The sequence below is a fragment of the Roseovarius atlanticus genome (assembly GCF_001441615.1).
GTDB classification, from domain to species: domain Bacteria; phylum Pseudomonadota; class Alphaproteobacteria; order Rhodobacterales; family Rhodobacteraceae; genus Roseovarius; species Roseovarius atlanticus.
On the sequence record NZ_LAXJ01000008.1, the window covers coordinates 241322 to 263577 of the forward strand.

Consider the following 22256-nt stretch of genomic DNA (forward strand, 5'->3'; position numbering starts at 1 on the left):
CGGTGCCCCGTCAACCGGAAAATCGCTTGCGATTGCGACGGTGCGGGGCCATTGTCCGCCGCCTGTGAAGGAGGCCCCCGGATGGCAACGAAGAAACCCAAGTGGGTCGTGGAAAAGGAACAGGCCAAGAAGGCGTCGGCGGCGGAAACCGTGTGGCTGTTCGGGTTGCACGCGGTGCGCGATGCGCTGGAAAATCCGCGTCGCGAGAAGCTGCGGCTGGTGGTGACGAAGAACGCGGCCGACAAGCTGTCCGACGCCATTGCGGTGTCCGGCATGGAGCCGGAGATGGCCGACCCGCGCAAGTTCAGCGCGCCGCTGGATCCGCAATCGGTGCACCAGGGGGCGGCGCTGGAAGTGAAGCCGTTGGACTGGGGCACGCTTGAGGAGGTCTGCCTTGGCGACGGGGTGCGCCCGCCGCGGGTGATGATGCTGGACCGGGTGACGGACCCGCATAATGTGGGTGCCATCCTGCGCTCGGCCGAGGTGTTTGGCGCCTCGGCGGTGATCGCGCCGCGGCATCATTCGGCGCCCGAGACCGGCGCGCTGGCCAAGACCGCGAGTGGGGCGCTGGAGCGTCAGCCCTATTTGCGGGTGCGCAACCTTGCCGATGCGATGAGCGCGTTGCAGGGCATGGGATACCTGGTTCTGGGACTTGACGGTGAGGCCCGCGAGACCGTCGAGGAGGCGCTGGCCGGGATGCAGGACCGACCCGTGGCGCTGGTGCTGGGGGCCGAGGGGCCGGGACTGCGCCAGAAGACGCGGGAGACCTGCGACAAATTGGTGCGGATCGCCTATGCCGGGGCGTTTGGATCGCTCAACGTCTCAAATGCCGCGGCGGTGGCCCTATATGCGTCCAGAGGGCAATAGACGGAGGCGGAATGGGCCGGAAGATCGCGACATGCTGTTACTGCGGAACGCGGGCGGTGCTGGTGCTGGACGAAGGCCGGCATGAACTGGCCTGCGGGGCCTGCGGGGCACCGTTGCACGACATGAAGATGATGCCGGTCTCAAGGGACAAGGCGGATGAACGCAAGGGGATGGCACGCGGGATGCCACCGGGCAAGAAAGCGGATCGGCGGCGCGATGGACGCCCCGTGGCACCACGCCCGGACTGGCATGGCGATGCGGGTCCGGATCGGCCGAAACGGCGCCCGAAGCGCAAGCGCAAGCCGATCCTGGGGCGGGTGCTTGATGAGGTTTGGGACGTTCTGGAAGACATCATCGATTGAGGCCGGCAAATTTTCACCGAATGTTCACACCTAATTTACAACCTCTTTATATCTGGAATTCAGTACCTATCTGACTATCAGGAAGCGCCGAACTGGAACTCCGGTGCTTCCCTTCACTGTCCCTCGTTCCGCGACTGGCGCCCGGGCTTTCCCGGGCGCTTTTTTCTTTCCGCCAGCCGGTCTAGAGTGAAACGATGAACGAACAGTACAAAGATTCTGACCTGCGTGACATTCTGAAGCGGACCAAGCGGATCGCGGTTGTGGGCGTGTCGATGAACGAGGTGCGCCCGAGCTTCTATGTCGCGCGCTACCTGAAGCTGAAAGGGTTCGATGTGGTCCCGGTCAATCCCGCCCACGCCGGAAAGACGGCGTTCGGGGCGACGGTTCTGGGATCGCTGAGCGACGTTGAGGTCGGCGTGGACATGGTGGACATCTTTCGTCGGTCCGAGCATGTGCCGCCCGTCGTGGAAGAGGCGCTGGAGCGTTTTCCCGGGCTTCAGACGATCTGGATGCAGATCGGTGTCTGGCACGAGGAAGCCGCCGAAAAGGCGCGGGCGCGGGGCGTGGACGTGGTGATGAACCGCTGTCCCAAGATCGAGTACCAGCGCCTGTTTGGGGAGTTGCGCATGGGTGGCTTCAATACTGGCGTGATCTCGTCGAAGCTTTAGGCGCTCCGGCCGGGCCTGCCGGTCAGCCCGCGACGACGTCGGCCGCGATGCGCAATTCGCGCAGAGGGCGTACGCGGCGGATGGCTTCCTCGTAGACGGGATGCGCCTTGTAGGCCGCAAGATCCGCCTCGGTCTCGAACTCGACATACACCACGAAATCGACCTCGGTTCCGGTCAGGGTGTCGGCATGAAGGTTCTCTCCGACCTCGAAATGGGTCGAGTAGGGGATGGTTCCCAGCGTTTCGAGACCGGCGCGAATCTCGGGCAGGTCCTTGGGGTCGCGGGCGGTGAAAAAGACGATGTGGCGGATCATTCGGAGCGGGACGCCTTTTCTGCGAGGCCGGAGCGCGACTGGCGGGCGGCAAGTTCGGTCATGACGTCGGCAACGGACACGCCGCGGCTGTGCAGCATGACGAGCAGGTGAAAGAGCACATCGGCGGCCTCGGAGGTGAGGCCTTGCGCGTCGCCCTTCACGGCCTCGATCAACGCCTCGATGGCCTCTTCCCCGAACTTCTCGGCCACCTTCTCGGGGCCCTTGGACAAGAGTTTGGCGGTCCAGCTGTCCTCGGGCGCGGCGCTGGCGCGGGCGGCGACGATCTGTTCCAGCTCTTCGAGGGTCATGCGCCGATCCTCATGGGGATGCCGGCCGCGGCCATGTGGGCCTTGGCCTCGGCGATGGTGTGATCGCCGAAATGGAAGATGGAGGCGGCCAGAACGGCGGAGGCGCCGCCCTTGGTCACGCCCTCGACGAGGTGATCGAGCGTGCCGACGCCGCCCGAGGCGATGACGGGGATCGAGACCGCGTCCGCGATGGCGCGGGTGAGAGGCAAATTGAAGCCCGAACGGGTGCCGTCGCGGTCCATCGAAGTGAGCAGGATTTCCCCCGCGCCCTTGTCCTCGACCAGCTTGGCGAATTCGACGGCGTCGATGCCGGTGGGTTTGCGCCCGCCATGGGTGAAGATTTCCCACTTGCCGGGGCTGACCGTCTTGGCGTCGATGGCCACGACGATGCACTGGCTGCCGAACTGGTCGGCAGCTTGGCGCACCACGTCGGGGTCGGCGACGGCGGCGGAGTTGAACGAGACCTTGTCGGCGCCGGCCAGCAAGAGCGCGCGCACATCCGCCACGGTACGGACGCCGCCGCCGACGGTCAGCGGAATGTAGCACTGCTCGGCGGTGCGGGTGACGACATCGAGCATCACGCCGCGGTTTTCGTGGGTGGCGTGGATGTCGAGAAAGCACAGCTCGTCGGCACCGGCGACGTCATAGGCGCGGGCGGCATCCACGGGGTCGCCCGCGTCGCGCAGGTTGACGAAGTTCACGCCCTTGACCACGCGGCCGTCGGCCACGTCGAGGCAGGGAATGATGCGGATCTTGAGCATGGGCCGTCCTTTCGCGCCTGCCTTCTAGCGCGGGCGGCGGGCGGTGCCAATGGGGCTTTGGCCGCACGCCCGGTCGGACCGTGATTTTTGAACGCTTGCGGGGGGATGGGCGACGGACAGGTGTCGGCGCGGTTCTGCGCCTTAATCCAAGCCATCCGAAAGGACTAAGCCATGATGTCTTTCAAATCCACCCTCGCCATGCTGTCGCTGGCCATGACCGCCGCTGTCGCCGCGCCGGCCGCGCCTGCCAAGGCCGAGACCATCACCTGCCCGCACAGCCAGATCCGCCGCGAGGTGACCACGGCCCTGCCCGGGGGCTGGTGGAACACGCCGATCGTCAACTCGCTGACCGAGGCGCGGGTCACCAATATCGGCGGACGTGCCGCGTTGCTGTGCCTGTATGGCCCGGCGGGGTCGATCCAGCGTTATGCGCCCGACGGTGCGACCTGCCGGGTGAGCGGGCGGCAATTCGAGTGTAATCGTGGCTCGGCCTCGGGCGCGGGAGCGCGGACCTTCTCGACCGGGCCGCTGGAGATCCCGCAGACCTGGACCGCGGATCTTGACCGAGGGGCGGTGGGCCGCGGCAGTGGCGTGGACATCTGGTTCCAGGCCGAGACGGCGGAGCTTTTGTACCTTGCGCCGCGCAATGGCGCGCAGCTGGGCGTGGGGGACCGGCGCAACCGGGGCTTTGACGGCTGCCGGGGGGCGCGTTTCAGTGCGAACCGGGTGTCGCTGCGCGATATTCCGGTGGGGTCCTACATCTGCGCCAAGACCAACGAAGGACGGATCAGCCAGTTTCGGGTGAACGCGGTGTCGGGCGGATCGCCGAAGACACTGTCGCTGGGCTACACGACCTGGCAGTAGGCACGCCGATAGGAAAGCCTGCACCCGGCGGTTTGCCGGGTGTTTGCTTGCGTGAGGGTGGAGCCCCGGCAGGATCGGGCCGATCACGCGAATATCGGTTTCCATGGCGCACCGACGGCTTACCTAAGTTTATGGAACAGACTCTTGCAGGAGATATTCGCGATGAAACGATTTCTGACAGTTGCCGCGCTGACCATTCTGGCCAGCCCAGCCTTGGCCGATGACGACCTGATGAAGGTGCAGGCCAGCGGGGACGTGGCCAGCACGATGGACGCGCTGGAAGCGGCGGTTGAAGGCGCGGGCGCCACGATCTTTGCCCGTGTGGATCACGCCGCCGGTGCCGAGGGCGCAGGCATGGAGCTTGCCCCGTCTCAGGTTCTGATTTTCGGCAACCCCAAGCTGGGCACGCCCGCGATGCAGGCCGATCCGCTGGCGGGGCTGTATCTGCCGATGAAGGTCCTCGTCTACGAGGATGCGGATGGGCAGGCCTGGCTGGTCTACGAGGATCCCGAAGAGATGTTCGATGAACTCGACGGGATCGACGACGACGCGGAATACATCCAGCAGATGACCGGCGCGCTTGGCAAGCTTACCAAGAAGGCGGCGGGCGGCTGACCCGCTTATCCCGCGCTTGCGTGCGGGACTTTCGTCAGGCGGCGAGGGCGCGCAGGGCCTCTTTCAGGTCGAGCGCGCCGTCATAGAGCGCCCGGCCCGAGATGGCGCCGTTGAGGGGCGCACCGCAATCCCTCAGCGCAATGAGGTCTTCGAGCGATGACACGCCGCCCGAGGCGATGACCGGTATCGAGACGGCGTTGGCGAGTGCTGCCGTCGCCTCGATATTCGGGCCCTGCATGGCGCCGTCGCGGTTGATGTCGGTGTAGATGATGGCGGCGACGCCCGCGTCCTCGAAACTGCGGGCAAGGTCGGTGACCATGACGTCGGTTTCTTCGGCCCAGCCCTTGGTGGCCACGCGGCCGTTGCGGGCGTCGATGCCCACGGCGACCTGGCCGGGGAACGTCTTGGCGGCCTCGCGCACGAGCGCCGGATTTTCGACCGCCACGGTGCCGAGGATGACGCGGGCGAGGCCCTTGCCAAGCCAGCGCTCTATCGTGGCCATGTCGCGGATGCCGCCGCCAAGCTGGGCAGGGACCCGTGTGCGTTCCAGGATCGCCTCGACCGGGGCGGCATTGACCGGCTCGCCGGCGAAGGCGCCATTGAGATCGACAAGGTGCAGCCATTCGCAGCCGGCAGTCACGAACTCCATCGCCTGCGCCGCCGGGTCGTCGTTGAACACCGTGGCTTTCTCCATTTCGCCCTTGAACAGGCGCACGGCCTGGCCGTCCTTGAGGTCGATGGCGGGGTAGAGGATCATGGGCGGTCATCCGGTCTGAAAGGTCTGCCGCGATGTGCCATGACGGGACGGCATTTGCAACGCGACGTGGCGTCAGGCTTGATCGCGGCGGGGTCGGGGCCGCAGAGTGCGTGCCATCACTGCGGGAGGAGATACGCATGAGAACGATGACACTGGCCTTCGTGGCCACCCTGATGAGCGCCGGCGTGGCCTTTGCCGCCGATCCGCTGGAAGGCTACTGGCGCACCGCCAAGGACGACAACGGCCACTCCGGGCTGGTCCACGTCAAGCCCTGCGGCGCGCAGCTTTGTGGCACGCTGGTGAAGGCCTATGATGCCAACGGCAACGAGATCCAGAGCGACAACCTGGGCCGCAACATCATTTCCGCGACCGTGCCCAAGGGCAACGGCAGCTATACCGGCAAGGTCTATAGTCCCGACCGTGGCAAGACCTATAATTCCCGGCTTCAGATGAGCGGCAACGCCCTGAAAGTGTCGGGCTGCGTTCTGGGCATCTGCCGCGACGGCGGCACATGGTCGAAGGTGAAATAAGCCTTTTTCCGCTGATACGGAAACGTGAGTGAACGAATTGGACGGGCCGCACGTCTAACCTGTAATATGTTGAAATCAGGTAAGAAGGAGGCCCGGCCAATGCGTTTGGCGATATCCTGTGCAATTATTCTTGGACTGACCGGGGCGGCGATGGCCGATCCGGCGACAGGCACGTGGCAGACCGAGCCCGACAAGAAGGGTATCATTGCCTATGTGAACGTCTATGACTGTGGCGATGCCGTCTGCGGCGAGATCACCCGCACGTTCAATTCGCAAGGCCAAGAGATCAAGGCGGCGAGCCTGGGTCACACGGTGATCCGCAACGCCACGCCCACCGGCAACGGCAAGTATGAAGGCCGCGCGTGGATCCCCGCGCATCAGCGGGAATACCCGGCGGGCATGACACTGCGCGGCGACCGTATGACGGTGCGGGGCTGCATGGGGCCGATCTGCATGTCGCAGAACTGGACCCGGATCCAATAAGGCTCAGGGCGCCCAGGTCAGGAAATTCCGGATGATGCGCAGGCCGGTGGCCTGGCTTTTCTCGGGATGGAACTGGGTGCCGACGATGGTGTCGCGGCCCACGACGGCGGTGACAGCACCACCATACTCGACGTGAGCGATGCGCTGGGCGTGGTCGGACACCTCGAAATGGTAGGAATGGACAAAATAGGCGTGATCGCCGGTCTTGATCCCGTCTAGGACGGGGTGGGGCGTGTCGATCACCAAGTCGTTCCAGCCCATGTGCGGCACCTTCATCGACGGATCGGAGGGGGCAATCGGCGCGACGGTGCCAGCAATCCAGTCGAACCCGTCGGTCTCTGAATATTCCAGCCCGCGCGTCGCCAGCATCTGCATCCCGATGCAAATACCCATAAAGGGGCGGCCCCCAGTCAGCACAGCTTCTTCGATTGCCTCGAAAAGCCCGCGATGGTCGTAGAGTTCCTTGCGACAGGCGGGGAAGGCCCCGTCGCCGGGCAGCACGACGCGGCTGGCGCCGCGCACGGTGTCGGGATCGGAGGTGACCACGACCTTGTCCGCGCCGACCTCGGCCGCCATGCGCTGAAACGCCTTTTCGGCCGAGTGCAGGTTGCCGGACTCGTAATCGACGATAACGGTGGTCATGGCGTCAGAGCGTGCCCTTGGTCGAGGGGATGGCATCGGCCTTGCGCGGGTCGATTTCCAGCGCGTCGCGCAGGGCGCGGGCGACGGATTTGAACGCGGCTTCGGCGATGTGGTGACTGTTGATCCCGTGCAGCGCGTCCACGTGCAGGGTCAGCCCGCCATGGGTGCTGAACGCCTGGAAGAACTCGCGCACAAGCTCGGTGTCGAAGGTCTTGATCTGGGCGGTCGGCATGGCGACGTTCCACACAAGGTAGGGACGGCCCGAGATGTCCAGCGCGGCGCGCACCAGCGCGTCGTCCATCGGCAGAAGGCAGGCACCATAGCGGCGGATGCCCTTTTTGTCGCCCACGGCCTGTGCCAGGGCCTGTCCGAGCGCGATGCCCACATCCTCGACCGTGTGGTGATCGTCGATGTGCAGATCGCCCTCGCATCGGATTTCCATGTCGATCAGCGCGTGGCGGGCCAGTTGATCCAGCATGTGGTCGAAAAAGCCCACTCCGGTCCGGTTGTCATAGGTGCCGGTGCCGTCCAGGTCGATCTTGACGGAGATATCGGTTTCCGCAGTCTTGCGGGTGATGGTGGCGCTGCGCATGGGGTGCGTCCCTGAGTGTTTGCCGCGCCGTTATAGGCGGCGTGGGCAGGCGCGCCAAGGGGGGCGGTGCCGTCCTGCGGGACCTGTAGCGGATTGGCCATTTGCGGGCGCTGTCATCAAGCCACGCAGCGCGGGGCCACTCCTGTCACTGAAAGTCGTAGAGCATCTGGCCGCCCAGCAATATGGATTGTCCCGGGATGATCCCGTGCCGATCGCACAGCCGGTTCTGCCGCAACATCACGTCGCGTGCGAGATCGAGGCGGGTTTCAAGCCCGCCCATGCGTTCTGCCAGGTCCAGTGCCGCGTTTATCTCGCTCCGTTGCACGTGGCCTTCCAGCGCGAGGGCGAGATCGTCGTCCGTCAGTGGTTCATCTTGGAATTGCCCACCCGCCCGGACCATCGACCAGATCGACACGGCGCGCGGCCAGTCGAAGCCTTGGCCCAGGCTTGCGGGTTTTTCGGGCGGGTCGGCGACCTCTTCGAGCAGCCACGGGCCGGCGACCTCGGCAGCGGTTGCCATTTCAAGGACTTGAAGCGCGCGGCCGGCGTAATGGCGATGGTCCGCGCGTTGATCGAAAGCGCGAAGGATGTTCTCGGTGGCCTCGGTACCCAGAGCCTCTTTCATCGCGGACAGGATGAAGACCCAGGCTTCCTCGGGTCGGCGCTGGGGGTTGATGTCGCCATTCTGGATGGCTGCCAGAAAGCGTTCACTGACATAGGCCATCTCGGTCTCGCGCCCGCTTTGGTTCAGGCTGATGCCCAGGATCTGCGTCCCCGCTTCGGCGAGGCCTGCCTTCATCGTCACGAAGAGGCGCTGGCGCTGAAGGCGTTGGTCCATGCCAGCGGGTTTGTCCGGGTCCGACATGGCGATGGCCCGCACCAGCGCGGCGCTGCCGTTCGAGTTCATCATGAGCGGGCCGGCAATGCGCAAGGTTCTGAAATTGGTGGTGCGCGCCCTGTCCCAAAAATCCTCGTAGGCGCCTTCGGGCATCAAGGCGTAAAGCGATGCGGCAACGACGAGGTGCCCGTCGGCTTCGGCCCGGCGCGCGATGTCTTGCAGCACTTCGACAGGTTGATCGGTCAGTAGAGCGTGAAGGTTGGTGCCATAAAACCAGGTGCGATTGAATTTGTCGGCGCGGGCCGGATCGGCCTGGATTTTCTGAACGAGGTCGAAATAGGTTTCGCCGTTGTCGAGCAGAAGGATCGCCCGTTGAACCGGCCAGAATGCGGAGATCAGGACGTCACGGGGGTCTGCGCCCCACATCTGCGTGCCTTCAGGCCCCAGCTCGGTGATGCGTTGCGCCAGGAACAGCTCTTCGGTGTTCGTGTAGGGCCTGCCAGCGGCCAGCGCATCGGCGATGTCTTCGGCAGTCATGGCGTCGTGGCGCAGCAGCAGGTAGGCGGCGTCTCCGCCCGTGTTGCGGCCCGACAATCCGGGCAGATCCGCACGCTTCTCGATCACGTCTCTGGCCATCTCGACGAGAAGGTCGCGATCGCATTGCATCTGTGCCATGGCCGATGACGCACTGAGCGCGACGACCGCGACACCCTGCCACAAGCGCATGAAAGACCTCCTGAGTCCTGTGTCCGATGCGCAGGATGCTCTGTGCGCGTCGCTTTGCAGATTACCAATGTCGAAGCGTTATGCCAGAGATGTTTGCTTTGCCTGTTCTGGCGGGACCGGCGGGCGGCAAGTGATGCGGGATCGACCGGACGAAAAGTGGTGGCGAGCCGCGCGTGGAGGCGCAGGACGACGGTGGAGATATTTTCGTTTGTCCGGTCGTCGCAAATGGCGTTTCGCGTTATGCGACATCCTGATCGGATGGTAACCACATGTCGACCGCACAGCACTTGGACCGGTGTTCTACCGGTCCAGTCGATCAACTTGGAGAGAAATTGGAGCGGGCGATGAGATTCGAACTCACGACCCTTACCTTGGCAAGGTAATGCTCTACCCCTGAGCTACGCCCGCGTCCTTGGGTGAGGCGGAGATATAAAGTCTGACGCGGCCCTGCAAGGGAAAATCGCAAGCTGACCGGATTTTTTTCCGATCGGGACCGGTGCGGGCCAAATCCTTTGTGAAAGGATTTGGCGAAAGCTTTGAGAAAGCTTTTGCGGGGACGTCGAAATGGGCTGCGTCAGGACGAATAACGCAGGATCAGTTCTACATAGACGAGGGTCGAGGCGAGCAGCAGAAAGGCCAGAAACAGTACGCGCTTGCGCCGTGTGGGCGGGGTGGGGGCGTCAGGGTCCCGATCATGCAATCCGGTCACGTCACGTCTCCTTCAGTCGAGGGCGGCAATGGCAACAGGGTGCAACCGAAGTTAGTTCGATTGAAAAGGTGCAGCAAGCAAAACCGGCGCGTCCCTGCCAAGTGGCGGAAAATTGCCTTGACGGCGGCGGCTAGTCGTAACAGGCGGCTTGGGACGGAGGCAGCGAGAAATCCTCGGTATGCACGACTATTCCCTCGGGCGTGAGCAGCAGGAGGCCGTAGGCGCCCGGCTCGTCGATCGACAGGCTGGGATCATGAAAGCCGAGCGCCATGGGCATCTGGTGGCAGGGGCTTTTGAAGATCGCGGTGGGGATATGATTGCCTGCGCCGGTGGCAAACCCGCCCTGGATCGTGCGGTGGATATGGCCGGCGACGATCTGGTGCACGGTGTCGTGGCCTTCCAGTCGCGCGGCCAACTGGCGGCGCGATTTAAGCCCGATCCAATCCATCCCGCCGAAGCCGGTCAGGATGGGCGGGTGGTGCATGAACAGGATGACCCGGCGGCGTCCGGCCCCGGCGATGGCGGCCTCCATCCAGTCGAGCCGCGCGTCGCACAGAAGTCCGCTGTGGGTGTCGTCGGCCTCTTCGTTGAGGGTGTCGAGCAGGATGAGCCGGGTGTCGTCGAGGTCGATCACGTCCTGCACGAAACCGTCGGGTGTTTGCGGCGTGTCGGGAAAGACGGCCTGAAAGGGGCCGCGGCGGTCATGGTTGCCCAGCATCAGCGAGACGGGGATGCTGGCCTTGGCCAGTGCGGCATGAAGACGTTCGTATTCAGGCGCGGTGCCGTGGTGCGTGAGGTCGCCGGTGATGACGATGCGGGCGGCGTCGGGGTGTTGTTCCTGGGCGTGGGCCAGACCTTGGGCAAACCGCTCGGCTGGGTCGAGGCCTATGATGGTCTCGCCTTCGGGAAGAAAGTGGATGTCGGTGAAGACGAGTATTTTCTGCATGAAGGCCCCGGTTCGGATCGGCGCAGCTTTGTCGGATTCGTTCGTTTTGGAAAGAGGGCTGTTGTGAAGGGCCGGGCGGGTCGCGGCGTACTACACAACCCGCCCGGTATGATCATTCCAGTTCGACCAGCAGGTCCTTGGCGTCGATCTGGGCCCCGGGCTGAACGTGCACGGCCTTGACGGTAGCGTCGCGTTCGGCGTGCAGACCGGTTTCCATCTTCATCGCTTCGATGGTCAGCAGCAGATCGCCGGTCTTGACCTGCTGGCCCGCGCTGACCGCCACGGTGGCCACGGCCCCCGGCATGGGCGCGCCGATGTGGTCGGCATTGCCGGCCTCGGCCTTGGGCCGTGCCTCGACGGTTTCCTTGACGCGGCGGTCTGGCACGCGAATGGTGCGGGGCTGGCCGTTGAGTTCAAAAAACACGCGCGCCTCGCCGTCCTCGTGGGTTTCACCCACGGCCACCAGCCGGATTTCCAGCGTCTTGCCGGGGTCGATCTCGGCGGAGATCTCCTCGGCCGGTTCCATGCCGTAGAAAAAGGTCTTGGTGGGCAGGGTGCGGACGGGGCCGTAGACCTGGTGACGCTCCATGTAGGCATCGAAGACCTTGGGATACATCATCGCGCCCATCAGGTCTTCGTTGTCGATCTCCTCGTCCTCGAACTTGTCCTGAAGCTCCTTGCGGCGGGCCTCGAGATCCTCGGGCTCCAGCAGGGTGCCGGGACGGACGGTGATGGGTTTCTCGTCCTTCAGCACCTTGCGCACGATATCATCGGGGAAGCCGCCGGGGGCCTGGCCCACGTAGCCCTTCATCAGGGTCACGACGCTTTCGGGGAAGCTGACCTCGGTCTTGGGGTCGAGCACGTCCTTGCAGGTCAGGCCCTGACTGACCATCATCAGGGCCAGATCGCCCACGGTCTTGGCGATGGGCGTGACCTTGATCACGTCGCCGAACATCTGGTTCACGTCGGCATAGGTGCGGGCGATTTCCGGCCATTTCGCCTCGAGCCCCAGCGAGCGGGCCTGGGCGCGCAGGTTGGTGAACTGGCCGCCGGGCATCTCGTGCAGGTAGACCTCGGAGGTGGGCGACTGCATGGCGCTCTCGAAGGCGGCGTAGTGCTCGCGCACGTTTTCCCAGTAGATCGAGATCTTTCGGATTGCGTCGATATCGAGCCCGGTGTCGCGGTCGGTGTGGCGCAGCGCCTCGACGACCGAGCCCATGGTGGCCTGGCTGGTGTTGCCGGAAAGCGCGTCCATGGCGCAGTCCACGGCATCGACGCCCGCATCGGCGGCGGCGAGGATCGTGGCAGAGGCCACGCCGGCGGTGTCGTGGGTGTGGAAGTGGATGGGCAGGCCGATCTCTTCCTTCAGGGCCTTGAAAAGCACCGTGGCGGAGGCGGGTTTCAGAAGGCCGCCCATGTCCTTGATGCAGAGGATATGGGTGCCTGCCTCTTTCAGCTCGCGGGCCATGTTCAGGTAGTACTTGAGGTCGTACTTGGCACGGTTCGGGTCGAGGATGTCGCCGGTGTAGCATATGGCCGCTTCCAGCACCTTGTCCGCGTCGCGCACGGCGTCCATCGACACGCGCATGTTCTCTGTCCAGTTCAGAGGATCGAAGACGCGGAAGATGTCGACGCCGCTTTCGGCGGCCTGTTTCACGAAGGCCTGCACGACGTTGTCGGGATAGTTGGTGTAGCCGACCCCGTTGGAGCCGCGCAGCAGCATCTGCGTCAGCAGGTTGGGCATGCGTTCGCGCAGGTCGCGCAGTCGCTGCCATGGGCATTCGTCGAGGAAGCGGTAGGCCACGTCGAAGGTGGCGCCGCCCCAGCATTCGACCGAGAAAAGCTGTGGCAGATCATGGGCATAGTTCTCGGCGATCTGGATCATGTCGATCGACCGCATCCGCGTGGCCAGCAGGGATTGGTGGCTGTCGCGCATGGTGGTGTCGGTCATCAGGACCTTGGTCTGGGCCGCCATCCAGTCGGCCACCGCCTGCGGGCCGTCGCGGTCGAGGATCTGCTTGGCGCCGTCTCGGATCGTGTCGTTCTTCGGCTTGGGCGCGCGGGGCAGGGCGAGGTCCTCGCGCGGTTTCACGCGGCCCTGCACCTCGGGGTGGCCGTTGACGGTGATGTCGGCGATGTAGGTCAGCACCTTGGTGCCGCGGTCGCGGCGGGCGGCGAAATCGAACAGCTCGGGCGTCGTGTCGATGAACTTGGTCGTGTATTCGTTCGACAGAAACGTGGGGTGTTTCAGCAGGTTCTCGACAAAGGCGATGTTGGTGCTGACGCCGCGGATGCGAAACTCGCGCAGGGCACGGTCCATTCTTGCAATGGCCCCTTCGGGCGTCTGCGCATGGGCCGTGATCTTGACCAGCAGGCTGTCGTAATACCGCGTGATGACCCCGCCCGAATAGGCCGTGCCGCCGTCAAGACGGATGCCCATGCCGGTGGCCTCGCGGAAGGCCGTGATGCGGCCGTAGTCGGGGATGAAGTTGTTCTGCGGGTCCTCGGTGGTGATCCGCGTCTGGATCGCGTGGCCGTTCAGGGTGATCTGGTCCTGGCTTTTCTTGCGGGTCGCCTCCTCCAGCGTCTTGCCTTCGGCGATCTTGATCTGGGCCTGCACGATGTCGATGCCGGTGACTTCCTCGGTCACGGTGTGCTCGACCTGGACGCGGGGGTTCACCTCGATGAAGTAGAACTGGTCGGTGTCCATATCCATCAGGAACTCGACCGTGCCGGCGCATTCGTAATTGACGTGCTTGCAGATCTTGTAGCCCAGCTCGCAGATCTCGGCGCGCTGCGCGTCGGTCAGGTAGGGGGCGGGCGCGCGCTCGACGACCTTCTGGTTGCGGCGCTGGACCGAGCAGTCACGCTCGAAGAGGTGGTACATGTTGCCGTGCTTGTCGCCGAGGATCTGGACCTCGACGTGGCGCGCGCGCTCGATCATCTTTTCCAGATAGCCTTCGCCGTTGCCGAAGGCCGCCTCGGCCTCGCGCCGGCCTTCGCGGACCTTCTCTTCAAGCTCCTTCTCGGACTGGATGGGCCGCATTCCGCGCCCGCCGCCACCCCAGGAGGCCTTGAGCATCATCGGGTAGCCGATCTCGGACGCTTCCTTGCGGATCTGGTCCATGTCCTCGCCCAGCACCTCGGTGGCGGGAATGACGGGCACGCCGGCCTCGATCGCGACGCGGCGGGCGCTGGCCTTGTCGCCAAGGGCGCGCATGGTTTCGGCCTTGGGGCCGATGAAGGTGATGCCGTTGGCCTCGCACGCATCCACCAGCGCGGGGTTTTCCGACAGCAGGCCATAGCCGGGGTGGATCGCGTCGGCGCCGGATTTCTTGGCGACGCGGATGATCTCGTCGATGCTCAGATACGCCTGCACGGGGCCCAGGCCCTCGCCGATGCGGTAGGCCTCGTCGGCCTTGAAGCGGTGCAGGCCAAGCTTGTCTTCCTCGGCATAGACAGCGACGGTGCGTTTGCCGAGCTCGTTCGCGGCGCGCATGATGCGGATGGCGATTTCGCCCCGGTTGGCGATGAGAATTTTCTTGAACTCGGCCATGGCCTGCTCCTCCGTCGTATCGTTCGCTGCAGTCGCTCAGCAGTGTTTGCGCCGCAGTGCAGCGTTGCGCCTGTTTGTAGGTTTTGCAAGAGGATAGCGCAATCCGCCAAAGTGGGTACATCCACCGGCGGGCGATTTTCTTGGCCGGGCGGGTAGGATGACTACCCGGTCGGGAACGGCGCGACGGGCGCTGTTTCCAGGCGTTTTTGACGGGACACTCCCCCAATTCGGTTAACACTTGGTAAATGCTGGGATCGAAACCGCTCAGTCCGTGTCGGGCAGCAGGCGGTTCGGGGCATCTTGTGGGCGGACAAGACCCAGCTGGCCCATGTTGGCTTCGAGATCGGACTTGAGGATATGCACCAGATGAGCCGGGCCGTCTCGTCCGAGGGCCGCGAGGGCGTAGTGCCAGGCGCGCCCCATCATCACGAGATTCGCGCCAAGGGCCAGCGCACGCAGGATGTCGAGACCGCCTTCGACACCGCCGTCGAGGATGATCGGCAGGTCGGTGGCGGCGCGGATGCGGGGCAGGGCCTCGATCGTGGCAGGGGCGGCGTCGAACTGGCGCCCGGCGTGGTTGGAGATCCAGATGGCGTCGACGCCTTCGGATTGCAGGCGCGGGACATCGCGGTGGTCTTGCACGCCCTTGATGATCAGGGGGCCGTCCCAATGCTCGCGCAGCCAGGTGAGATAGGTCCAGTCGGGTGAGGTGCGCAGCAGGTAGCCGGCGTGCTTGTTCGAGGGCAAGCCCTTGGTTTTGGGCGCATAATCGTCGATGAAGCGCATCCGGGGCATACCTCGGCCGGCCATGCCCATGGCCCAGGCGGGGCAGGTGGCGATCTGGGCGAGAATGCGGGGCGTGATCCGGGGCGGTTGGGTCAGGCCGGAGCGGACCTGGCGCTCGCGGCGCGAGCCGACGGGCACGTCGACCGTCATGACGAGGGTGGAAAACCCAGCCTTTTTAATGCGTTGCAGCATATCGGCGCGGATGTCCGGATCGCGCGGCGGGTAGAGCTGGAACCAGGCGTGGTTGCCGATCGAAGAGCTGAGATCCTCGGGTTTCTGACTGGCCACAGTGGAGAGCGTGTAGGGGATGTTCGCACGGGCGGCGGCGCGGGCGAGGATCTGTTCGGCACCGGGCCAGATCATGCCGGACATGCCGACCGGTGCGATGCCGACCGGCAGGTCAAACTCTTGACCCAGAAAGGACGTTTTGAGGTCGGGCGTGATCTCGCCATGCAGCACGGAGGGCATCAGGCGGATGGCGTCGATCTGCGCCTTGTTGCGCCGTGTCGTGGCCTCGGACCCGGTGCCGCTGTCGAGATATTCCCAGACGAAATGCGGCAGGCGACGACGGGCGCGGCGGCGCAAGTCGGAGATGGCGGGGAAGCGGGCATCAAGTGACATGACGAAGCGATAGCAAGGCGGACGACAACCGGGAAGAAAAATCGGCGAATCGGAAGGTTAACTGCCGGAGTGACGCAAAATCGGCGTCGGTATCGCGTCGGTATTTCGCACTGTCATGCGTCGGTGGGGTGGCAAATGACCTGATGTGAACCCGCCGTGCGTTGCGCAGCCGTCAGGGGGCTTGGCCGAACGAGTCCGACCCAGGTCCGGGATGCCCGGCGACAAAAAGCCACCGTCCAGAGGGACGGTGGCGCATATCGGCGTGCCGCAATGCTGCGATGTTACGAGTTGCGCGCTTCTTCGACGGCTTCCATGCAGGCTTTTTCGTCGCCGGCTTCGAGCGCAGCCTTGGCGACCTCGATGGCGTCCTTGGCCTCTTGCGACATGTCTTGCGAGCCGCTTGCCGAGCTGTCGGCACTGTCGCCGTTCTGCTGCGCCGCGGCGTCCTGGCCGGAGGTCGCGACTTGGGAGGTGTCCGTCTCGAGCGGTGCGGTGTCGCCGTCCTTGACGATCTCGCCGTCGCCTTTGGTGTCGTCGGAATCACCGGCCGAGGCGTCGGATGTGTCGGCTGCGCTTTCGTCCGTGTCGGGCTCTTCCAGCGGGGCAAGGCTGCCGTCCTTGGAGACAGACCCTTCGGTTTGCATTCCGGCTTCTCCGGTCAGTTGCGCCAGTTCTTCCTGGCAATCGGCGTAGGCCGGGCCGGACAGGCCGGCAATGGCGCAGAGCGCGATGACGCTTGTCAGTTTGTGTTGCATGGGAGTCCTCCTCTCCGAGTCAAAGATGCCGGGGAAACTCGGACTTGGCGCGATCGTTCCACGGTTGCGACGGAAGTATCGGGTATGCGCAATCGGGAGGCCGAGAAAATTCGTGCGAATTTTCGGGAGGGATTTTCTTCGTAGGAAGAAAATGGCGCGGTCGCAGACGTTAACTTTTGTTGAGAAATGTTATTGCGCGCGCTGTCCGGGCGGTGCGAGGGAGATTGGGGATGTGGTTCTGTGGTGCGGCGTGTTAACCATTTGTTAACGATTTGCGGGCGCGCGAGGGTGTGGTGCATGGGTGAGGTGGAACTGGCGGCACTGTTATGCGCGTTTCTGGCGGGAAGTGCCGAGGAGCAAAGGCATTACTTCGACGTGGCGGGCATGAAGCGCTATGTAAGGGTGGATTGCGAAACCGACCGCCATGTGATCGAGCTGGGCCTCGACGGCAGCCCGAGTGCGCGGGATTCCGTGCACCAGGCGCTGTTCGCGCAACATTTGACCGGCAAGACGCCGGTGGTGATCCTGATCGACCGGGACGGGTATGAAGGCCGGTTCGAGTTCGAGATGCGTCATGTGACCAAGGCGGCGGGGGTGCTGTACCTGCGGTGTTCGGAAGGTGCGATCCAGCGGTGGGCGGCGACATCGGGGCTGCGGCATGGTGCGGGGATAGATGACCTGCCAGGGCCGGGGGCCGTTGCGTCGAGTTGCGATTTGCAGGCGTTGCGGCGCGTGGGGTCGTAGGTGGCGGGCGCGTGGGTTTTCACCCACCCTACGCGGGATTCATCGGTGTGAATAAGTGTTAACGGGTTGGAACACAGTGTGAACATTGGCTTTCCCTCGGGATGCGGCTTCGCTATTCTTCGGCCATGAGCAGTTTCGACGAATCCGATGCCTTTGAGAGCGCGTCCCTGGCGACGCGCGCCATGGCGGCCCGACCGACGCCCTATCTGGATGACCTGAACCCCGCGCAGCGCGAGGCGGTGGAGGCGCTGGAAGGCCCCGTGCTGATGCTGGCGGGGGCGGGCACGGGCAAGACCAAGGCGCTGACCACGCGCATGGTGCATCTGCTGAACACGAACACGGCGCGGCCGAATGAGATTCTGGCGGTGACCTTTACCAACAAGGCGGCGCGCGAAATGAAGATGCGCGTGGGCCGGATGATGGGCGAGGCGGTCGAGGGGATGCCGTGGCTGGGCACGTTCCATTCGATCTGCGTCAAGCTGTTGCGCCGTCATGCGGAACTGGTGGAGCTGAAGTCGAACTTCACGATCCTGGACACCGACGACCAGCTGCGGCTGCTGAAGCAGCTGGTGGCGGCGGCGAATATCGACGACAAGCGCTGGCCCGCGCGGATGCTGGCGGGGATCATCGACCAATGGAAGAACCGGGCGTGGACGCCCGATCAGGTGCCGGCCGCCGAGGCCAGTGCCTATGACGGCAAGGGCGTGGCGCTGTACACCCAATACCAGACCCGGCTGCGCGAGCTGAACGCGGTGGATTTCGGCGATCTGCTGTTGCACATGGAGACGATCTTTCAGACCCATGACGACGTGCTGGAGCAGTACCGGCGGTGGTTCCGTTACATCCTGGTGGACGAGTACCAGGACACCAACGTGGCGCAGTACCTGTGGCTGCGGCTGTTGGCCGGGGGGCACCGGAACATCTGTTGCGTGGGCGATGACGACCAGTCGATCTATGGCTGGCGCGGGGCCGAGGTGGGCAACATCCTGCGGTTCGAGAAGGATTTTCCGGGTGCCACTGTTGTGCGGCTGGAGCAGAATTACCGCTCGACGCCGCATATCCTGGCGGCCGCCTCTGGCGTGATTGCGGGCAACAAGGATCGGCTGGGCAAGGAGCTGTGGACCCAAGCCGAGGAGGGCGAGAAGGTGCGCCTGATCGGTCACTGGGACGGCGACGAAGAGGCGCGCTGGGTCGGCGAGGAGATCGAGGCGATGCAGCGGGGCACGCGGGGGATGCAGCCCATGAGCCTCGATCACATGGCGATCCTCGTGCGGGCGAGCCACCAGATGCGGGCCTTCGAGGACCGGTTCCTGACCATCGGGATGCCGTACCGGGTGATCGGCGGGCCACGCTTTTACGAGCGGATGGAGATCCGCGATGCCATGGCTTATTTCCGGCTGGTGGTGTCGCCTGCCGACGATCTGGCCTTCGAGCGGGTGGTGAACACGCCGAAGCGGGGCCTGGGCGACAAGGCGCAGCAGAAGATCCAGGTGACGGCGCGGCAGAACGGCGTGTCGCTGGTGGAAGGCGCGGCGCTCCTCTTGGAGGAAAAGGGGCTGACCGGAAAGGGGGCCTCGGAGCTGGGCAAGCTGCTGGAGGGTCTGCGGCGCTGGGGGCGGCTGGTGGGGGACAAGGATGTCAGCCACGTGGAACTGGCCGAGATGGTGCTGGACGAGAGCGACTACACCGAGATGTGGCAGTTGGACAAGACGCCCGAGGCGCCGGGGCGGCTGGAGAACCTCAAGGAACTGGTCAAGGCGCTGGAAGGCTTCGAGAACCTGCAGGGGTTCCTGGAGCATGTCAGCCTGATCATGGACAACGAGAGCGAGGAGGCGGGCGAGAAGGTCAGCATCATGACGCTGCACGCGGCCAAGGGGCTGGAATTTCCGGCCGTGTTTCTGCCGGGGTGGGAGGATGGCCTCTTCCCGTCGCAGCGCAGCATGGATGAAAGCGGGGTGAAGGGCCTGGAGGAAGAACGCCGGCTGGCCTATGTGGGCATCACGCGGGCCGAGGAGGTGTGCACGATTTCCTTCGCTGGCAACCGGCGGGTGTACGGGCAGTGGCAGAGCCAGATGCCCAGCCGCTTCATCGACGAGTTGCCCGAGGATCATGTGGAGGTGCTGACGCCGCCGGGACTGTATGGTGGGGGCTATGGCGCGGCGGGCGGCGGCCTGGGGTCGATCGAGAGCCGCGTGGCGGAGGCCAATGTCTATAACTCGCCGGGCTGGAAGCGGATGCAGGCGAGGAGCCAGCAGCGCCCCATGAGCCAGCCGCAGGAGGCGCGCGACATGGTGATCGACGCGCAGGCGGTGAGCGCGCACGAAATGGGCGAGCGGGTGTTTCACCAGAAGTTCGGCTATGGCGCGATCATCGGGATAGAGGGCGACAAGCTGGAGATCGATTTCGAGAAGGCCGGGGTCAAGAAGGTGGTGGCGCGGTTCGTGACCGGGGCGGATGACATCCCGTTCTGACGGGGTGGGCTGGCAACGGTTCCGGTGATCCGAAGGGGCGCGCTGCGCGCGCGCAGGCTGTCTCGACACCGCCAAGCGCGGCGTCTCGGGCTGCGAGTGGCTGCGTGACGCGGTCACCCGGCGGCGTGTGTTTGTCGGGGCGGGGCCTCCGGCGGGAATATTTTTGGCCAGAGGAAGACCGGTGCGCCGGGAGGTGCGCGGCGCGTCAGGCGGGATCGAGCCGGTCGCGCAGGGCGAGGATTTCGTCTCGCAGGCGGGTGAGGTCTGCCATGTCCATGCCGGTTTCCCGGACGATGCAATCGGGGATGTGGGCGGCGTCGGATTGAAGCGCGCGGCCGTCATCCGTGAGGGTGATGCGGACCTGACGGTCGTCGCCGGTATCGCGGGTGCGGCGCAGGAGGCCGCGGGTTTCCAGACGTTTTATCAGGGGGGTGAGGGTGTTGCTTGCAAGCTGCAACTCGCGGCCCAGGGCACCGACGGTGCGGGCGTCCTCGGCCCAGAGCGCGCTGAGCAGGAGGTATTGCGGGTAGGTCAGGTCCAGCGGTGCCAGGAGCGGTTTGTAGGTCTGCTGCATCCGGTGCGCCGTGGAATAGAGCGCGAAGCACAGCATGTCGGGTGGGGGCAGGGTGCTCATTGCGGAACGGTATATCGTGCGCGATTTGATCGCAAGCGTTGACAGGCCGGAGTGCCGATATATGTATCGTGTACGATTTAATTGCGAGCGATACAGAAGGAGAGCGTCATGTCGACCGATATCAAATACTGGACCGAGGCCCATGCCACCGGCGGTGGCCGCGAAGGGGTGGCGCGCCTGAAGGACGGGATGCTGACCTTCACCATGGATACGCCCGAGGCGCTGGGCGGGGCCGGCAAGGGGCACAACCCCGAGGAGTTGTTCGCGACGGGTTATGCGGCCTGTTACCTGGGCGCCATGCGCTTTGCCGCCCAAAGCGAGAAGCTGGGCGAGGTGCCGAAGGACGCATCGGTCGACGCCAAGGTCGGGATCGGGCCGCGCGACGATGGCGGGTTCGGTCTGAAGGTCGAGTTGACGGTCAAGATGCCGGGTTTCGACGAGGATACCGCGAAAAAGATCATGGAGCGCGGGCATTTCATCTGTCCGTATTCCAACGCGACGCAGGGCAATATCGAGGTGAAAACCGAGCTGGCCTGACGGCTGGCGATATTGTCCGCGTAGGACCCGGGCGAAGCAAGACCGTGAATCGCGCTTTGTCCGGGTCTTTTCTTTTGGGTCAGAGCGTTTCCGGGAAAACTGTCTCGCTTTTCGCTGCCTCTTCGAACGCCAAAAGCAATGCATTTTCGGACTGATCCGGAAACGCTTTAGTCGAAGACCCGGGGAAAGGTCTTTTGCAGGGCCACATCGACGTCGCCCAGGGTGACCGGCAGGCCGAGATCGACGAGCGAGGTGACGCCGTGGTCGGTGATGCCGCAGGGGACGATGCCGGTGAAGTGGTCGAGATCGGGTTCGACGTTGATCGAGATGCCGTGGAAGCTGACCCATTTGCGCAGGCGGATGCCGATGGCGGCGATCTTGTCCTCGGGCTTTTGCCCCGTGGCGGTGAGCGGCTTGTCGTCGCGCACGACCCAGACGCCGACGCGGCCCTCGCGGATCTCGCCGGTGACGTTGAACTGGTCGAGGGTGGCGATGACCCAGGATTCCAGCTGCTGGACGAAGGCGCGCACGTCGCGGCCGCGCTGGCCCACGTTCAGCATGACGTAGACGACGCGCTGGCCGGGGCCGTGATAGGTGTATTGCCCGCCGCGCTTGGTGGGGTAGACCGGAAAACGGTCTGGATCGGTGAGGTCGGCGGGCTTGGCGGAGGTGCCGGCGGTGTACATCGGCGGATGTTCCAGGAGCCAGATCGACTCGGTCGCCTCGCCCCGCGCGATGGCTTCGGCGCGTGCCTCCATCTCGGTGCAGGCGGTCTCGTAATCGACGAGGCCGGGGGAGGTGATCCACTCTGTCATCGCCGTGCTTTGGCAGGGTCCGCCGATTTTGTCAAAGCCGTGGTTTTTGGCCTTCACAAGCCGGGCGCGATTGCCTATACGGCGCTGCACCAAGGCGTTCGTTCAGAGCGTCTTTCGGTCACGGGCGGTCGTGGCGGAATTGGTAGACGCGCAGCGTTGAGGTCGCTGTGAGCTAACACTCGTGGGGGTTCGAGTCCCCCCGACCGCACCATTCTTAATATGGCCTACCGCCTTCGGCACCTTGAGGCTGGTTTGGGATGAGGTCGATCCTTTTACCATGCGCACAACATTGACCCCTGCCGCGCGGCGGGAAAGAAGGGCGGGCTTGCATAAGCAAGTTTATCTTCCCGGTGGTG

24 protein-coding genes and 2 tRNA genes are annotated in these 22256 nt (G+C 64.5%); 11 read left to right on the forward strand and 15 right to left on the reverse strand.

Going from position 1 to position 22256, the window contains the following annotated elements:
* Positions 1 to 81: 81 nt before the first annotated feature.
* The 3 genes from rlmB (at position 82) to XM53_RS10025 (ending at position 1897) form a co-directional block, all read left to right on the forward strand.
* A complete protein-coding gene (gene rlmB, locus XM53_RS10015; protein WP_057792857.1) occupies positions 82 to 867 on the forward strand; it encodes a 23S rRNA (guanosine(2251)-2'-O)-methyltransferase RlmB in 786 nt (261 codons plus the stop codon).
* A gap of 11 nt (positions 868 to 878) precedes the next feature.
* Positions 879 to 1229 (forward strand): hypothetical protein, encoded by a 351-nt coding sequence (locus tag XM53_RS10020; protein ID WP_057792859.1) that lies wholly within the window; start codon positions 879 to 881, stop codon positions 1227 to 1229.
* A gap of 194 nt (positions 1230 to 1423) precedes the next feature.
* Positions 1424 to 1897: a CoA-binding protein gene (locus XM53_RS10025; RefSeq protein WP_057792861.1), complete on the forward strand. Its 474-nt coding sequence runs from the start codon at positions 1424 to 1426 to the stop codon at positions 1895 to 1897.
* 22 nt (positions 1898 to 1919) lie between these two features.
* On the opposite strand, the gene XM53_RS10030 is transcribed toward XM53_RS10025, so the two are convergent.
* From XM53_RS10030 to hisF, 3 genes are read right to left on the reverse strand one after another with little or no spacing between them, the layout of a single operon-like run.
* Positions 1920 to 2210 carry a Dabb family protein gene (locus XM53_RS10030; protein WP_057792863.1) on the reverse strand — a complete coding sequence of 97 codons (291 nt, stop codon included), beginning with the start codon at positions 2208 to 2210 and terminating at the stop codon, positions 1920 to 1922.
* Entirely contained in the window at positions 2207 to 2518 is a 312-nt protein-coding gene (locus XM53_RS10035) for a phosphoribosyl-ATP diphosphatase (protein WP_057792865.1), read from the reverse strand. Before XM53_RS10035 ends, XM53_RS10030 begins: the two co-directional genes overlap by 4 nt.
* Entirely contained in the window at positions 2515 to 3279 is a 765-nt protein-coding gene (gene hisF / locus XM53_RS10040; protein WP_057792867.1) for an imidazole glycerol phosphate synthase subunit HisF, read from the reverse strand. Before hisF ends, XM53_RS10035 begins: the two co-directional genes overlap by 4 nt.
* A gap of 171 nt (positions 3280 to 3450) precedes the next feature.
* Here hisF and XM53_RS10045 point away from each other — a divergent pair, with 171 nt between their 5' ends.
* Positions 3451 to 4143 (forward strand): hypothetical protein, encoded by a 693-nt coding sequence (locus XM53_RS10045; RefSeq protein ID WP_057792869.1) that lies wholly within the window; start codon positions 3451 to 3453, stop codon positions 4141 to 4143.
* A 162-nt stretch (positions 4144 to 4305) separates the two neighbouring features.
* Positions 4306 to 4758: a DUF302 domain-containing protein gene (locus XM53_RS10050; RefSeq protein WP_057792871.1), complete on the forward strand. Its 453-nt coding sequence runs from the start codon at positions 4306 to 4308 to the stop codon at positions 4756 to 4758.
* Between the two features lie 34 nt (positions 4759 to 4792).
* Here the strand turns inward: XM53_RS10050 and hisA are convergent, their stop codons facing one another.
* Positions 4793 to 5515 (reverse strand): 1-(5-phosphoribosyl)-5-[(5-phosphoribosylamino)methylideneamino]imidazole-4-carboxamide isomerase, encoded by a 723-nt coding sequence (gene hisA / locus XM53_RS10055; RefSeq protein ID WP_057792873.1) that lies wholly within the window; start codon positions 5513 to 5515, stop codon positions 4793 to 4795.
* A gap of 137 nt (positions 5516 to 5652) precedes the next feature.
* On the opposite strand from hisA, the gene XM53_RS10060 reads away from it, so the two are divergent.
* Positions 5653 to 6045, forward strand: a complete 393-nt coding sequence (locus XM53_RS10060) for a DUF2147 domain-containing protein (RefSeq protein ID WP_057792876.1) — start codon at positions 5653 to 5655, stop codon at positions 6043 to 6045.
* A gap of 99 nt (positions 6046 to 6144) precedes the next feature.
* A complete protein-coding gene (locus XM53_RS10065; protein WP_057792878.1) occupies positions 6145 to 6528 on the forward strand; it encodes a DUF2147 domain-containing protein in 384 nt (127 codons plus the stop codon).
* A gap of 3 nt (positions 6529 to 6531) precedes the next feature.
* Here XM53_RS10065 and hisH read toward each other — a convergent pair whose 3' ends face one another.
* The 9 genes from hisH to XM53_RS10105 all read right to left on the reverse strand — a co-directional run bounded on the left by hisH (position 6532) and on the right by XM53_RS10105 (position 16699).
* Positions 6532 to 7170, reverse strand: coding sequence for an imidazole glycerol phosphate synthase subunit HisH (gene hisH / locus XM53_RS10070; protein ID WP_057792881.1), 639 nt, complete (start codon positions 7168 to 7170; stop codon positions 6532 to 6534).
* Positions 7171 to 7174: 4 nt separating this feature from the next.
* The gene (gene hisB / locus XM53_RS10075; protein WP_057792883.1) at positions 7175 to 7762 is read right to left on the reverse strand and encodes an imidazoleglycerol-phosphate dehydratase HisB; all 588 of its coding nucleotides are present in this window, start codon (positions 7760 to 7762) and stop codon (positions 7175 to 7177) included.
* Positions 7763 to 7907: 145 nt separating this feature from the next.
* Positions 7908 to 9326 carry a hypothetical protein gene (locus XM53_RS10080; RefSeq protein ID WP_057792885.1) on the reverse strand — a complete coding sequence of 473 codons (1419 nt, stop codon included), beginning with the start codon at positions 9324 to 9326 and terminating at the stop codon, positions 7908 to 7910.
* Between the two features lie 333 nt (positions 9327 to 9659).
* A tRNA-Gly gene (locus tag XM53_RS10085) sits at positions 9660 to 9734 on the reverse strand.
* 166 nt (positions 9735 to 9900) lie between these two features.
* On the reverse strand, positions 9901 to 10035 hold the full coding sequence (locus tag XM53_RS23915; protein WP_268873922.1) for a hypothetical protein: 135 nt from the start codon (positions 10033 to 10035) through the stop codon (positions 9901 to 9903).
* A 130-nt stretch (positions 10036 to 10165) separates the two neighbouring features.
* Positions 10166 to 10981, reverse strand: coding sequence for a phosphodiesterase (locus XM53_RS10090; protein ID WP_057792887.1), 816 nt, complete (start codon positions 10979 to 10981; stop codon positions 10166 to 10168).
* 112 nt (positions 10982 to 11093) lie between these two features.
* On the reverse strand, positions 11094 to 14537 hold the full coding sequence (gene pyc / locus XM53_RS10095) for a pyruvate carboxylase (protein ID WP_057792889.1): 3444 nt from the start codon (positions 14535 to 14537) through the stop codon (positions 11094 to 11096).
* A gap of 264 nt (positions 14538 to 14801) precedes the next feature.
* Complete coding sequence (locus tag XM53_RS10100) at positions 14802 to 15944, reverse strand: alpha-hydroxy acid oxidase (protein WP_057792891.1); 1143 nt, start codon at positions 15942 to 15944, stop codon at positions 14802 to 14804.
* A 281-nt stretch (positions 15945 to 16225) separates the two neighbouring features.
* Positions 16226 to 16699, reverse strand: coding sequence for a hypothetical protein (locus XM53_RS10105; protein WP_057792893.1), 474 nt, complete (start codon positions 16697 to 16699; stop codon positions 16226 to 16228).
* A gap of 297 nt (positions 16700 to 16996) precedes the next feature.
* On the opposite strand from XM53_RS10105, the gene XM53_RS23045 reads away from it, so the two are divergent.
* Positions 16997 to 17443, forward strand: a complete 447-nt coding sequence (locus XM53_RS23045; RefSeq protein ID WP_144435505.1) for a hypothetical protein — start codon at positions 16997 to 16999, stop codon at positions 17441 to 17443.
* Between the two features lie 125 nt (positions 17444 to 17568).
* Positions 17569 to 19914, forward strand: a complete 2346-nt coding sequence (locus XM53_RS10115) for an ATP-dependent helicase (RefSeq protein ID WP_057792940.1) — start codon at positions 17569 to 17571, stop codon at positions 19912 to 19914.
* Between the two features lie 205 nt (positions 19915 to 20119).
* On the opposite strand, the gene XM53_RS10120 is transcribed toward XM53_RS10115, so the two are convergent.
* Positions 20120 to 20548: a MarR family winged helix-turn-helix transcriptional regulator gene (locus tag XM53_RS10120; protein WP_057792895.1), complete on the reverse strand. Its 429-nt coding sequence runs from the start codon at positions 20546 to 20548 to the stop codon at positions 20120 to 20122.
* A gap of 108 nt (positions 20549 to 20656) precedes the next feature.
* On the opposite strand from XM53_RS10120, the gene XM53_RS10125 reads away from it, so the two are divergent.
* The gene (locus tag XM53_RS10125; RefSeq protein WP_057792896.1) at positions 20657 to 21085 is read left to right on the forward strand and encodes an organic hydroperoxide resistance protein; all 429 of its coding nucleotides are present in this window, start codon (positions 20657 to 20659) and stop codon (positions 21083 to 21085) included.
* 167 nt (positions 21086 to 21252) lie between these two features.
* Here the strand turns inward: XM53_RS10125 and lipB are convergent, their stop codons facing one another.
* Positions 21253 to 21900: a lipoyl(octanoyl) transferase LipB gene (lipB, locus tag XM53_RS10130; protein ID WP_057792942.1), complete on the reverse strand. Its 648-nt coding sequence runs from the start codon at positions 21898 to 21900 to the stop codon at positions 21253 to 21255.
* 124 nt (positions 21901 to 22024) lie between these two features.
* On the opposite strand from lipB, the gene XM53_RS10135 reads away from it, so the two are divergent.
* A tRNA-Leu gene (locus tag XM53_RS10135) sits at positions 22025 to 22111 on the forward strand.
* Positions 22112 to 22256 lie beyond the last annotated feature (145 nt).